The sequence below is a fragment of the Streptomyces anthophorae genome (assembly GCF_049310305.1).
Classification (GTDB): Bacteria; Actinomycetota; Actinomycetes; order Streptomycetales; family Streptomycetaceae; genus Streptomyces.
On the sequence record NZ_JBLWQQ010000001.1, the window covers coordinates 1,440,017 to 1,453,754 of the forward strand.

Genomic DNA, 13,738 nt, shown 5'->3' on the forward strand with positions numbered 1-13,738 from the left:
CTGGTGAGCCGTCCGCGAGTCAACCGCGCACGGCGGTGAAGGCCCGCTCGGCACGCCCGATCTCCTCCAACTGCTTGAGGATCTCCCCCGGCGTCCGCTCGCCGACGACCTTCTGAAGCAGCGGCGTGCGGTCGAGGACGGCGTCGCGCAGCGGGCGCAGTGGAGCCGGCACGTGGTGGAAGACCTTGCCGAGCACCCAGGCCGTCTGCGACTGCCGGGCGGTGTGCGGCTTGCGTGGAGCCTCGAAGGCATCGAGGGCCCGGCGTACGGCGGCGCGATCGCCGAGGTCCACACCCGCCAGGCGCCGGCCGAGGAAATAGCCGTCCTCGGTCGCCATACCGGCCCCATAGGCGGCGTACGGGGAGGTGGGGTGGGCCGCGTCGCCGATCAGCGTGACCCTGCCCTTCGACCACTGCTTGAGCGGCTCACGGTCGCGCAGCGGCCAGCTCTGCACGTGGCCCGGGTCGGTCGCGGCGATGAGCCGCGGCAGCGGATCGGGGAAGCCGCGGGCGAGCCGGGCCGCAGCCCCGTGGAGATCGTCGGGGACCGGGCGGTCGATGTCGTGGGCGCTGAGCACCCACCACTGGAAGCCGTCACGCCCCTTGCTGCGGATGGCCGTCCAGGCGCCCTGAACGGTGGCGCTGTGGGTCAGCACGCACAGCCCTCTGGGCGCGGGGACGGTCCCGTCGAGCGTGTAGCCACCGTAGAGCTGAAGATGGTGCGGGCGGATCGGCGAGTCGCCCCAAAGGGTGCGCCGGACCAGGGAGTTGATTCCGTCGGCGCCGATCAGGACGTCGGCCTCGTGAACGGACCCGTCGCCCAGGTGCAACCGGACGGCGCGGTCGTCCTGCTCCACCCTCTCCAGCGTGTGACCGGTGCGCAGCACACCCGGCGGGAGCGCGGCCAGCAGCCGCTCGTACAGGTCCGGCCGGAGCAGCCCGATGAAGCCGCCGCCGTAGTCGCGCACGACGTGCTCGGGCAGCCGGACCCGCACCCGTCGCCGTCCGCGCACATTGCGGAACTCGCTCTGGCACGGGGCCCCGAGGTCCTCGATGTCCACGCCGAGCAGGCCGAGGGCTTTGATGGGCGCGGGCCACAGATTCAGGATGTTCCCGGCCGGCCGGGCCTCGGCGTGCCTCTCGAAGAGCGTGACCTCATGGCCCGCCTGGTGGGCGGAGAGCGCGGCGGCCATGCCGGCGGGTCCGGCACCGACGACGGCGACCCGGCCCGACCGACGGAGGGAAGGAGCGTCTGACATGAGGCCTCTCCTGATGCGACGGGTGGGGCCGATGAGGGCGAGCGTGGTGGACGAAACGGATGGAACGGATGGAACGGATGGAACGGATGGAACGGATGGAACGGCCAGCGGAGAGCCTCACCGCCACCGGAAAAGCGTAGCGAGCGATACGGTTTCCGTTCGGGAGACATTAGATCGGCCCGACCTGGCCGCGTGTCAATGCATGCGCGCGAGATTTCCCCCCGGCGGCCAGGAGCGAGAATGGCCCGCATGTCCACCACCGCACGCCACGCCGACGACCTGGAGATCCGCGAGCCACGCCAGGAACGCACCCGCCGCGCGTGGGCCCGCGTCCTGGACGCCGGCGTCGCACTCGTCGAGGAGGGCGGCTACGAGGCGTTCACCATCGCCGCCCTCTGCGAGCGGGCACAGGTCGCCCCCCGGGCCCTTTACGACCGCACCACGAACAAGGACGCACTGTTCCTCGCGGTCTACGAGCACGGCATCTCCCGCATCACCGCCGACGAGGAGCCCTTCCGCGACCCGGACCGCCGGCAGGACATGCCCGCGGACGAACTGATCACGACTGCCGTCACCCAGCTGACGAACCTCTTCAGGCAGCACGCGGCCTTCCTCAAACCCGTGCTCCTGCTGTCCGGCGCCCACCCCGAAGTCCTGCGGCGCGGCCGGGCCCACGTGCACGCCCTCGCCGACACGTTCACCGCGCTCCTGCTCGGCGTCCGCGACCGGATCGCGCACCCGGACCCGGAGGAGGCCGCACGCCAGTGCTTCGCCACGATCTTCTCCGCGTGCGTCGTACGCACCGCCCACGGCGCGGACTTCGCCACCGAGCCGGTGGACCACGACACCTTCACCGCCCACCTCGCACTCACGGCCTGCCGCAGCCTGCTGGCCACCACACCGGCGGCGCACGTGCCGTGAGGCCCCGGGCGCGATCCGCCCGGAGTGCCGGCTTCAGGGACTTCCGTGCACCCGCATGCCGTCGAGGACGTAGGCGGTGCGCCGGTCGTAGTCCGGCGGCCCGGCCCGCGGCGACGAGCTCCTCGTTGAACTCACCCCCCACCCGGCAGATCTCCAGGAGGCTCGGCGCGTCGGGGTAGACCCGCAACATGGTGTCCACGGTGGCCGGCTGACGGTACTGCAAGTCGCGGATGGCGGTGACGTAGTACGTCAGCCGTTCCCAGACGTCGCCGACGGCTCGGCTGCGGTCGATGATGGCGTGGATCTCCGTGGCGACGACTTGGCCGCGAGCCGCGCAGTGCGGCGGAGCGGCTTGCGGCGCAGATCTGATGTTCGGCTCCTCCCGGCCCGTAGGGTCGTCGATGTGCGTGATGTGCGGGTGGTGCTGATCGGTGGGACGTCGAACGTCGGAAAGTCGACGGTTGCCCAAGTGGCGGCGGAGAGGCTCGGGTTCGAGTACCTGAGCACCGACGGGCTGGCCAGGCACCCCGGGCGGCCCTGGAGAACCCCGGAGCGCGAGGTGCCGGCGCACGTCGCCGAGCACTACGGGTCGCTTGCGGTGGACGAACTGATCGCGTCCGTTCTCGCCCACTACGACCGGCTGTGGCCCCGCATCGAAGAGCTGGTCACGGACCGGGCGACCGCGGACCGCGGCAGGGCGGGCCTGGTACTGGAGGGGTCCGCGCTCTGGCCCGTCCGCGTCGCGCGGCTGCGGACTCCGCGCACCGCCGCCGTGTGGCTCACCGCCGACGACTCCGTAGTACGCGCACGGGTTCACGCGGCGGGCCGCTATGAAGCGGCCACCGGCGAGGAGCGGGTACTGATGGACAAGTTCCTCGCCCGCACGGAGCGCTTCCAGTCGCTCATGCTCGCTGCCGTCGACAGGCTAGGCCTGGACCGCATCGACGCGGGCCGTGGACAGTCCGCCGCACAACTGGCCGACACCGTGCTCGCGACAGCCGACGCGCAGGTCACGGTGGGGCGCTCGGCCACGGGGCGGTGACCACGGGCGGCGATGCACCGTCGCCGGATGGGCATCCCGCGCCACCGGGAATGGGGCCTGGACCCCATCGCCCGCACGGACCCGAACGGGCAGGCTGGACGCTTGCCCGGTCTCCGCCCGGGCCGCAGCTCCCACCGAGGGCGCGCGAAGACCGGAAGCCACCACGAAAGGGGGCGGCGCATGCGCCCGACACACGCCGCCGCCCCCACGGCCACCACCGCGACGGGCCGCCGCCTGGCCCTGCTCCTCACCGCGCTGCTGTCGGTACTGCTGACCGCAGCCCCGCCCGCACCCGACGCCCACGGCGGCGCTACACCACCGGCATCGCACCCCGCCCTCGCCGCCGCCCTCGGCCACCATGCCGACGACGGCTGTACGCCCCTCTGCGCCAACCAGCCGAGAGTCCGGCACGAGCAGCCGTCCGAACGCACCGCCCCGCCACCCGCCCACGCGCCCGTCACCGCGTACGGCGCGGGTCTCGGGCCCGACGCATCCGCGCACCGGTCCGCCGCGCCCCGACCCGGTGCGCCACTCGTCTCCCCCGGCCGCCCCGGCCACGACGGCAACCGGGCCCCACCCGTCTCCTCCGGCACCTGAGACACCAACGACCCATCCCCTGCACCTCACTTCCCCTTGCCGCGGCCGCGCTCGGCCGCCGCCGCGGCATGCCTGCCGGAGGCCCGAGTTGACACGCTCCCGTCCCCAAAGCCGTCCGCGCCCGCGTACGCGCAGGCGCTCGCGCGCCCCGCTCGTCCGCGCGCTCCTCGCCCTCGCGGTGCTCGCCGCGTCCGTGGCCATCTCCCTGACCACGCCGATCCGCCTGGGGCTCGATCTGCGCGGCGGCACCCAGATCGTGCTCGAGACCCGATCCACCGCGACCACCAAGGCCGACCGCGAGGCGACCGACCGCACCGTCGAAGTGCTGCGCGGCCGCATCGACGCCCTCGGTGTCGCCGAACCCACCATCGTCCGTTCCGGAGACAACCGGGTCGTCGTCGAACTGCCCGGCGTGCAGAACCCGAAGAAGGCCGCCGACGTGCTGGGCCGCACGGCACAACTCACCATCCACCCGGTGCTGGGCCGGGCCGACGAGAACAACGACGCCACCCGCGAACGCGACGATCGGGTACTCGCGGACGAGTCCGGACAGCGCCTGCACCTCAAGGCCGCCGCGCTGACCGGACAGGACGTCAAGGGCGCCGACGCCCGGATCGACCAGCAGGGCGGCGCCGGTTGGCACGTCACCGTCGACTTCAAGGACGCCGGCAGCGACCGTTGGGCACGGGCGACCGGCGAAGCGGCCTGCCACCCGGCCGGCGACCCGCAGCGGCGGGTCGCCATCGTGCTCGACGACAAGGTCATCTCCTCGCCGCAGGTCGACCCCTCCGTGGCCTGCGGGACGGGCATCACCGGCGGCTCCACCCAGATCACCGGAGCCTTCGACGACACCGAGGCCCGCGAACTCGCCCTGCTCATCAAGGGCGGCGCCCTGCCCGTACCCGTCGAGACCATCGAGCAGCGCACCGTCGGCGCCACCCTCGGCGACGAGGCCATCGCGGCCGGCGCGCGGGCCGCCGTCATCGGCACCGCGCTCACGGCCCTGTTCATCACCGTCGTCTACCGGCTGATGGGCTCCCTCGCCACCGTCGCGCTGCTCTGCTACGGCCTGATCTCCTACGCCGCGCTCGCCGCCGTCGGCGCCACCCTGACCCTGCCCGGCCTCGCCGGCTTCGTCCTCGCGATCGGCATGGCGGTGGACGCCAACGTCCTTGTCTTCGAACGGGCCCGCGAGGAACAGGCCGCCCGCGCCCGGCCGAGCCCCCGCTCCGCGCTGACCGCCGGATTCCGCAACGCGTTCAGCGCGATCGCCGACTCCAACATCACCACCCTGATCGCCGCGGTGCTCCTGTTCTTCCTCGCGTCCGGTCCGGTGAAGGGATTCGGCGTGACCCTCGGCATCGGCGTCCTCGCCTCCATGGTCAGCGCCCTGCTCGTCACCCGGGTCCTGGCCGACTTCGCCGCGAGCCGCCCGGCGGTCCTCGCCCGCCCCCGCCTCACCGGCATCTCGACCACCGGCCCGGTCCGCGACGCCCTGCTGCGCCGCGACCCCTTCCTGATGCGCCGACCGCGCCGCTGGCTGGCCGCCTCGCTCGTCGCCCTCGTGGTGGCGGGTTCCGGGATCCTCGTCCGCGGCCTGGACTTCGGCATCGAGTTCACGGGCGGGCGCCTCGTCGAATACTCCACCGCCACCCACGTCGACCCCGGCCGGGCCCGGGACGCCCTCGCCGAGGCGGGGCTGCCGCACGCCGTCGTCCAGTCCTCCGGCGACGGCAACCTCACCGTACGGACCCAGGAGTTGAGCGCCACGGAGGCAAAGACCGTCACCGACACCGTCGCGGACCTGGGCGGCGCGGCCGACAAGCAGCGCGACGAACTGATCGGCCCCAGCCTCGGCGACGAGCTGCGCCAAAGCGCCCTCATCGCCCTGGGCCTGGCCCTGGGCGCCCAACTCCTGTACCTGGCAGCCCGGTTCCGGCTTCTGTTCGGGACGGCGGCGGTCAGCGCACTGGCCCACGACGTGATCATCCTGGTCGGCGTCTTCGCCTGGCTCGGCAAGCCCATCGACGGCGTCTTCCTGGCCGCACTGCTGACCGTGATCGGCTACTCGGTCAACGACTCGGTGGTCCTCTTCGACCGCATCCGCGAACTGCTGGGCAAGGGCCGCGGCACACCCTTCGCCCGGCTCACCAACGACGCGATCCTTCAGACCCTCCCCCGTACGGTCAACACCGGCATGGGCGCCGTCCTCATCCTGGCGTCCCTCGCGGTCCTCGCCGACGACTCCCTCACGGACTTCGCCCTGGCCCTCCTGATCGGCGTGACCGTCGGCACGTACTCCTCGGTGTTCACGGCCTCACCCTTGGCCGTGGTCATGGCGGAGCGGAGGACAGGGGACCGACGCGCACGAGCCACCGAACGCGCAAAGGCGGCGACCTAGCGACGCGGCGGCGACCCCTCAACCGGCAAGCACCTTCCCCGGGTTGAGGATCCCGCGCGGGTCGAGAGCCGACTTGATGCCGTGGTGGACGCGCACACCGGCCGGCCCGAGTTCCTTGGCGAGCCAGTCGCGCTTGAGCAGGCCCACGCCGTGTTCACCGGTGATGGTGCCGCCCAGGCGCAGGCCGAGGTCCATGATCGCGCCGAACGTCTCGTGGGCGCGGCGCACCTGGTCGGCGTCGTCGCGGTCGAAGATGACGTTGGGATGGACGTTGCCGTCACCGGCGTGAGCGACGCAGGTGACCAACAGGCCGTGCCGCTCGGAGAGTTCGGCGATTCCGTCGATCATCTCGGCGAGCCGGCCGCGCGGGACACAGACATCGTCGGCCAGATAGGCGCCGAGGCGTTCGGTGGCGATGCCGACCAACCGGCGTCCGGCGAGGAGGAGTTCGGCTTCGGCGGCATCCTCGGCGATCACCGTGGTGCCGCCCTGCGTCTCGGCGATGTCGGCGAAGCGGCGCAGATCGTCCGGGGCCGCCCCGCCCCGGTCGGACTGGGCGATGAGGACGGCGCCGGCATCGTCGGGGAAGCCGAGGTCGCGGTACGCGCTGACCGCGTCGATGCTGGGCCGGTCCATGAACTCCAGGAGGCTGGGCCGCGGGCCGCTGCTCATGTACGCGGGGACGACCGCGCACGCGGCGGTGGTGGTCGAGAAGAACGCCACGGCGGTCAGCGGGCGTTCGGCGGCGGGCCGCAGCCCTACGGTGACCTCGGTGATGACACCGAGGGTGCCTTCGGAGCCTACGAAGAGGTGGGTGAGGTCGTAGCCGGCGACGCCCTTGGCGGTGGTGCGGCCGGTGCGCAGCACGCTGCCGTCGGCCAAAACCACGGTGAGCCCGCGCACGAAGTCACCGGTCACGCCGTACTTCACACAGCACAGGCCGCCCGCGTTCGTGGCCGCGTTTCCGCCGAGCGTGGAGGACTCCCAGGAGGACGGGTCCGGCGGGTAGAACAGGCCGTGCTCGGCGACGGCCCGCGACAGGTCGGCGTTGACGACGCCCGCTTCGACCCGCGCGACCTGGTCGACGACGTCGATGTCGAGAATCCGGGTCATGCGCTCCACGGACAGCAGGATGCATCCATCGACCGCGTTCGCCCCGCCGGACAGCCCCGTGCGGGCGGCCTGCGGCACCACGGGCACGTGGTGCTCGTGGGCGATCCGCAGCGTCGCCGCCACCTCCTCGGTGGTACGGGCCCGCACCAGGGCGGCCGGTGTGCCGCTGGGGCAGAACGGCGCGTGATCGTTGCTGTGCGCGGCCAGCACATCCGGATCGACGGCGACCGCATCGGCGGGCAGCGCGGCAAGCAGCGCGTCCAGGGCGGGCCCGATAGCTGCGGTAGCGGTGGCGGGTGCGGTCAAGGCGGCCTCCAGCGGACGGGCGGGTACGGCGCGGCGGGGACGGTCCGAGCATGCGCAAGGAAAGATCGCCCACGCAAGACCACGGCGCGGGGCAGGCGGCGGTGGCTACCCTCGCGGTGGTCCTGGAGGCTGCACGTGAGCTGACGGTCACTGTCGAGCTGGAAAGAGCCCAGCAAGCCTTCCATTTGGTCGCACAGCGGGCACCCCGCGGGCAGCACCGCGGACCCGCGCAGAGAGAGCAATTTCTGAACAATCGTGCTGCCGAGTCGCATGCGGGCGACCTCCGGGGCCGCGGCCGCCCTCGTATCCTGTCGACCATGTGGACAAGGGCGGCGGCATGATCGACGGGCTTGAGCGGGCCGTGCGGATCCTGGATCTCTTCTCCTCCGACGCCCCCGAGCGGACGGTCAGCGAGGTGTGCCGCGCGCTCGACCTCCCCAAGACGACGACCTGGGACCACATGCAATCCATGGTCTCGCTCGGCCTGTTGCGCCGTACGGGCCGTGGCCGCTACCGGCTCGGCTGGCGCGCCTTCCAGCTGGGCCTGCGCGCGCGCATGACCTCGGAGATCTCCGAGCCGGCCTGGGTGGAGATGCGGGCCCTGGTCGCCGCGCACCAGCAGACGGTCCAGCTGTCGTCACGTCACCACGGCGAGGTCGTCTACCTGGAGAAGCTCGCGCCGCACGACGGGGTGCGGGTCAACGCGACCCGGGTCGGTGAACGCCTCCCGGCGCACTGCACGGCGCCCGGCAAGATGCTGTTGGCCTACCTCTCGCCCCGCGAACTGCGCGACATCTACGGCGACGACACGCTGCCCGCTCTCACGGATCGTTCCCTCACCACGCTCCCGGCCCTGGAGGCGGAGCTGTCCACGGTGCGCGAGCGCGGGTACGCCCTGGACACCGAGGAAGCGGTCGAGGGCGTGTGCTGTGTCGCGGCACCGGTCAGCAACCGGCACGGCGATGTCACGTGGGCGCTGAGCATGAGCTTCGTCGAGCAGCGGCTGCCCACGCACGGGGACGCCTACGCCCACGCCGTGGTCGAGGCCGCCCGGCGGCTCTCCGAGCGCGCGCCCTGACCTGAACAGCCTTGTTCGGCTGAGCTGACCTGCCCTGTTCGGCTGAGCCGAACAGTTCGTTGTCGGCCCCTGGACGAGGGGCTACGGTCCTGGAAACACCGCGCCTTCCTGTAAGTCTCGAATTCGGTTCGCACTGGCCGCGCCATTCACGTGATTCGCTGTCGCGTCAATGCGCCGCACCCTCCTGCGCGCCCATTCGGTTCACAGCAATGGAGTTTCCTCGATGACGAACGCACGCAATAAGTCGAGTCGGCGGATCGGAATTGACATCGGCGGCACATTCACCGACCTCTTCGTTGTCGAAGGCAATGGTGAATCCCGGATCTACAAGTCTCCGACCACCCCGCACGACCCCTCCGTCGGTCTGCTGAACGGCCTGACCAAAGCGGCCGACAGCTTCGGGGAGTCACTGGAGGACTTCCTCGGAGCGGTGTCCACGATCGTGCACGGAACGACGATCGCCACCAACGCGGTGCTGACACACCAGGGGGCGAAGACCGGCTTCGTCACGACGCACGGCTTCCGTGACCTGCTGAACATGCGCCGCGGCATCCGGGAGCGGCAGAACGACTCCAAGTACGCGCCACCGCTCCCCCTCGTCCCGCGCGAACTCATCGCCACGGTCCGGGAGCGGATCGACGTATCGGGCGAGGAGGTCGTGGCGCTCAACGAGGACGATGTGCGCGCGGCGGCGCGGTATTTCCGCGAGCAGGGCGTCGAGGCGGTCGCGATCTCGTATCTGTGGTCTTTTGTCGACCCTGCCCACGAACAGCGCACGGCGGAGATCCTGCGCGAGGAACTCCCCGGCACATTCGTCACGATATCCAGCGACGTCGTGCCCCAGATACGCGCCTACGAGCGGCACAGCACCACGGTGCTGAACGCTTTCGTCGGGCCCAAACTACAGAACTACCTGGCGAACATCGAACGCCAGCTGGCGGACCGCGGCTTTTCCGGAACGCTGCTCATCGTGCAGTCCAACGGCGGCGTGATGTCGCCCGAGATCGCCAGCGATTCGGCGGTCAACGCACTCATGTCGGGGCCGGCGGCGGCGCCGGGAGCGGCCCTCCAGTACGCCCGTCGGCACGGCGCCGAAGATGTCATCGCGGTCGACATGGGAGGCACCAGCTTCGACGTCGCCCTGGTGCGCGACGGGGAGTCGCTGCTCACCGGTGACAGCGAGATCGCGGGGTACCGGGTCGCCCTGCCGATGCTGGACATCCACACCGTCGGCGCGGGCGGCGGTTCGCTGGTGTGGGTGGACTCCGGCGGCATCCTGCGGGTCGGCCCGCAGAGCGCCACCGCCAACCCCGGTCCCGCCTGCTACGGCCGCGGCGGCGAGAACCCCACGACCACCGACGCCGACCTCCTCATGGGCTACCTGAACCCGGACATGTTCGGAGACGGTGCCTTCACCCTGGACGTCGAGGCGGCGCGCAAGGCCGTCGAGGAGAAGGTCGCCGAGCCGCTCGGCCTCACCGTCGCCGAGGCGGTCGAGGGCATCTACCGCGTGGTGAACGCGACCATGGCCGAGGCCGTCAGCGCCGTGTCGGTCAAGCGCGGTGTCGACCCCCGCGAGTTCACCGTGGTCGTCGCGGGCGGCGCGGGACCGATCCACGCCGTGCCGATCGCGCAGGAACTCGGCATCACCCGCATCATCGTGCCGCGCGAGTCCTCGGTGTTCTGCGCCGTCGGCACCCTCCTGACCGACCTCAAGCATCTGTACGCGCGCACCTTCGTCTCGGACATGGACGCCCTGGACCTGGGCCGGGTCGGCGAGCTGTACCGCGAGATGCGCGACGAGGCCGTCGAGACACTGCGCTCGGAGAACGTCGCGGACGACGCGATCGACCTGGTCTTCAGCGCGGACGTGCGCTACATCGGCCAGTTCACCGAGATCGAGGTGCCCCTGGCCTTCGACGGCGAGCTCACCCAGGAGTCGCTCAAGCAGCTCGTCAGCGACTTCGAGGCGAAGCACGAGGCCCTCAACGGGTACGCCATGCCCGGCGAGCCCACCGAACTCATCAACGTACGCCTCACGTCACTGGGGCGTACGGCCAAGCCCGCGCTCGCCGACGAGCCCTCCGCCGGCCCCGACCCGAGCGCCGCCCGCAAGGGCGCCCGCGAGGCGATCTTCTCCGGCCGCACCGTGCACACCGACGTCTACGACGGCCTCGCCCTGCGCCGCGACAACCGCGTCGTCGGCCCCGCGATCATCGAGCAGCCCACCACCACCGTCGTGCTCATCGAGGGCTACGTCATGACGGTGGACGCGCAGGGCAACTACGTCATCGAACCGGCGAACCAGCCGGCCTGAAGGGAACCGAACAGATGACACAGCAGATGACACAGACGCAGAACCGGACGCAGCCGCAGTCCGGGTCCAACCCCATCCTCGTCGCCGTGATCGGCAGCGCACTCGACGGCATCACCAGCGAGATGGGACAGACGATGCTGCGCACCTCGCGGTCGCCCATCTTCGTCGAGGCCCGCGACTTCGCGACCTCCCTCTTCAGCGCGGACTGCCGGCTGCTCGCCCAGACCCACTACATCCCGGTCATCGGCGGGGCGACGCCGTTCGCCCTGCGCGCCATCGCCGAGTTCTTCGGCGACGACGTGCACGACGGCGACATCTTCATCCACAACGATCCGTTCGACGGCGGCTCGCACCTGCCCGACATCACCATCGCCCGGCCGGTCTTCTGGGACGGCGAACTCGTCTTCTGGGCCACGACCAAGGGGCACAACGTCGACGTCGGCGGTGGCGGCGTCGTCGGGTTCAACCCCGGAGCGCGGGACGTCCAGGAGGAGGGCATCGTGATCCCGCCGACCCGCGTCGTCGCGGCGGGCGAACTGCGGCGCGACGCCTGGGAGTTGATCCTGTCCAACGTGCGGATGCGCGCCCTGGTGGAGTCCGTGCTGAACTGTCAGATCGGCGCCACCGCCATCGGCGAACGCCGCCTGAAGGGCCTCCTGGAGAAGTACGGGCCGCAGACCATCGCGGCCGCCACCGACGAGCTGCTGCGGGCGAGCGCACGCCAGGTCCGCGCCGAGATCGCCGGGATACCCGACGGCGAGTACAGCGCCGACGCGCTGCTCGACAACGACGGCATCGACAGGGACCGTTCGTACCGGGTCGCCCTCACGATCAAGGTCGAGGGCGAGCACCTCACCTTCGACTTCAGCGAGAGCGACGAGCAGGCCAAGGGCTTCATCAACAGCACGATCGCCAACACGGTCTCCTCGGCCCACCTGGCTCTCTTCGGGTGCATCGACCCGGACATCCGCTACAACGCCGGCGCGATCGAGCCGGTCGACGTGATCGCCCCGGCCGGCACCCTCACCAACCCCGACGCCCCGGCGCCCGTCGCCGCCTGCACCGTCCCGACGTGCGAGGCCATCGCCTCGGCGGTCTGGGTGGCCCTGTCGAAGGCCGTTCCCGGCCGTGCGCACGCCGGTTGGGCCCGCTGGTGCACGCCCGCCACGATGGGCATGAACCCGCGCACCGGACGCCACTTCGGCGACCTGCACTTCCTGGGCAAGGGCGGCAGCGGCGCCACCGAGGGCTTCGACGGCTGGGACCACCTCTCCCCCTCGAACACCCTGGGCGGGCTGCGCACCCCGGACCCCGAACTGCACGAGCTGGACACCCCGTACCTGCTGGAGGCGCTCGAGTACCTCCCCGACAGCGCGGGCGGCGGACAGTGGCGCGGCGGGCTCGGCGTGCGCTACCGGTGGCGGGTGCTGGCCGACGACATCGCCTGCGCGACGTACGGCAGCGGCTTCATGCCCGAGACCGCGCCCGTGGGGCTGCTCGGCGGCCGGCCCGGCATCGTCCAGCACCTCACCCTGACCCGCCCCGGCGCCGAGCCCGTCGAGGTCGAGTCCAACTCCTTCTACACCCTCAACAAGGGCGACGTCTTCGAGGTGATCGCGAGCGGTGGCGGCGGGTTCGGCGATCCGCGGCTGCGCCCCGCCGAGCTGGTGCTGCGCGACGTGCGCGAGGGCGTCGTCTCCCTCGACGCGGCCCGCACCGTCTACGGCGTCGCCATCGACGCGGACACCCTCGAAGTCCGCGAGGACGAGACCCGGAACCTGCGCGCCACCGCCTGATCAACAGACCAGCAAAGGAAATCTCACCATGGCCAACGTCAGCCTCGCCGTGGCAGCGAGCCACGCCCCCGGCCTGATCGGCATGTTCGATCAGGCGCCCGAAGCCTCGCAGCAGATGGTCACCTCCGCCTACGGGTCCCTGACCCGGCAGATCCGCGAGACCGAACTCGACGTGATCCTCATGGTGGCCAACGACCACATGGCCAACAACCGCATCCGCGAGTACCCGGACTTCGTCGTCGGCATGGCGCCCGAGCACCGCGGCCCGGCCGAGTTCTTCAAGGACTGGCTGGGCTGCGGGGAGTACCGGATCCCGGGGCGCCCGGACCTCGCGGAGAAGGTCCTCAACGGCCTGAACCGGCGCGGTGTTCCGGTCTCCGCGACCCGCGAGAACCTCAACTTCGACGACAACATCTCGGTGCCGGTGGTCAGGACCGGGATCGAGGCGAGCGGCGTTCCGATCATCCCGATCCTCCAGAACGTCACGGTGCCGCCCTTCCCCGACCAGCACCGCTGCTACGAGATCGGCCGGCAGCTCGCCGATCTCATCGAGAACGACCTGCCGTCCGATCTGCGCGTCGGCCTCTTCGCCACCGGCGGCATGAGCCACGAGCCCGGCGGCGTACGGGACTTCTGGATCGACGAGGAGTTCGACAACTGGTTCCTCGACCTGCTCGCCAATGGCGACCACGAGAAGGTCCTCGCCGAAGTCACCCTGGAGCGGCTCGACCAGGCCGGCATCGGCGGCACCGGAGAGCTGCTGAGCTGGATCCTCGTCATGGGCGCGATCGGCGAGCGGCCCTGCGAGGTCCTCGGCTACACCGCCTGGGACAAGTGGCGCTGCGGGATCGGTGCCGTCAGCTGGGACATGACGTCGGCGCGGGCCGGACGCTGAGAAGGGGATGGGGA

Annotated in this window: 10 protein-coding genes; 8 read left to right on the forward strand and 2 right to left on the reverse strand. The window is 71.3% G+C overall.

What is annotated here, in order from left to right; all coding sequences use genetic code 11:
* Window positions 1-19: 19 nt before the first annotated feature.
* On the reverse strand, window positions 20-1,258 hold the full coding sequence (locus ACNYS0_RS06435) for an FAD-dependent oxidoreductase (RefSeq protein WP_422471694.1): 1,239 nt from the start codon (window positions 1,256-1,258) through the stop codon (window positions 20-22).
* A gap of 249 nt (window positions 1,259-1,507) precedes the next feature.
* Here ACNYS0_RS06435 and ACNYS0_RS06440 point away from each other — a divergent pair, with 249 nt between their 5' ends.
* The 4 genes from ACNYS0_RS06440 (at window position 1,508) to secD (ending at window position 6,219) form a co-directional block, all read left to right on the forward strand.
* Complete coding sequence (locus tag ACNYS0_RS06440) at window positions 1,508-2,179, forward strand: TetR/AcrR family transcriptional regulator (protein ID WP_422471695.1); 672 nt, start codon at window positions 1,508-1,510, stop codon at window positions 2,177-2,179.
* Between the two features lie 412 nt (window positions 2,180-2,591).
* Window positions 2,592-3,221, forward strand: coding sequence for a hypothetical protein (locus ACNYS0_RS06445; protein ID WP_422482480.1), 630 nt, complete (start codon window positions 2,592-2,594; stop codon window positions 3,219-3,221).
* 180 nt (window positions 3,222-3,401) lie between these two features.
* The gene (locus tag ACNYS0_RS06450) at window positions 3,402-3,818 is read left to right on the forward strand and encodes a hypothetical protein (RefSeq protein ID WP_422471696.1); all 417 of its coding nucleotides are present in this window, start codon (window positions 3,402-3,404) and stop codon (window positions 3,816-3,818) included.
* An 88-nt stretch (window positions 3,819-3,906) separates the two neighbouring features.
* Entirely contained in the window at window positions 3,907-6,219 is a 2,313-nt protein-coding gene (gene secD / locus ACNYS0_RS06455; RefSeq protein WP_422471697.1) for a protein translocase subunit SecD, read from the forward strand.
* An 18-nt stretch (window positions 6,220-6,237) separates the two neighbouring features.
* Here the strand turns inward: secD and ACNYS0_RS06460 are convergent, their stop codons facing one another.
* Complete coding sequence (locus ACNYS0_RS06460) at window positions 6,238-7,638, reverse strand: FAD-binding oxidoreductase (RefSeq protein WP_422471698.1); 1,401 nt, start codon at window positions 7,636-7,638, stop codon at window positions 6,238-6,240.
* 337 nt (window positions 7,639-7,975) lie between these two features.
* Between ACNYS0_RS06460 and ACNYS0_RS06465 the strand changes: the two genes are divergently transcribed.
* The 4 genes from ACNYS0_RS06465 to ACNYS0_RS06480 all read left to right on the forward strand — a co-directional run bounded on the left by ACNYS0_RS06465 (window position 7,976) and on the right by ACNYS0_RS06480 (window position 13,724).
* On the forward strand, window positions 7,976-8,716 hold the full coding sequence (locus tag ACNYS0_RS06465) for an IclR family transcriptional regulator (RefSeq protein WP_422471699.1): 741 nt from the start codon (window positions 7,976-7,978) through the stop codon (window positions 8,714-8,716).
* Between the two features lie 223 nt (window positions 8,717-8,939).
* Complete coding sequence (locus ACNYS0_RS06470; protein WP_422471700.1) at window positions 8,940-11,033, forward strand: hydantoinase/oxoprolinase family protein; 2,094 nt, start codon at window positions 8,940-8,942, stop codon at window positions 11,031-11,033.
* 14 nt (window positions 11,034-11,047) lie between these two features.
* Window positions 11,048-12,829 carry a hydantoinase B/oxoprolinase family protein gene (locus tag ACNYS0_RS06475; protein ID WP_422471701.1) on the forward strand — a complete coding sequence of 594 codons (1,782 nt, stop codon included), beginning with the start codon at window positions 11,048-11,050 and terminating at the stop codon, window positions 12,827-12,829.
* Between the two features lie 28 nt (window positions 12,830-12,857).
* Window positions 12,858-13,724 (forward strand): DODA-type extradiol aromatic ring-opening family dioxygenase, encoded by an 867-nt coding sequence (locus tag ACNYS0_RS06480; protein WP_422471702.1) that lies wholly within the window; start codon window positions 12,858-12,860, stop codon window positions 13,722-13,724.
* The last annotated feature ends 14 nt before the right edge of the window (window positions 13,725-13,738 follow it).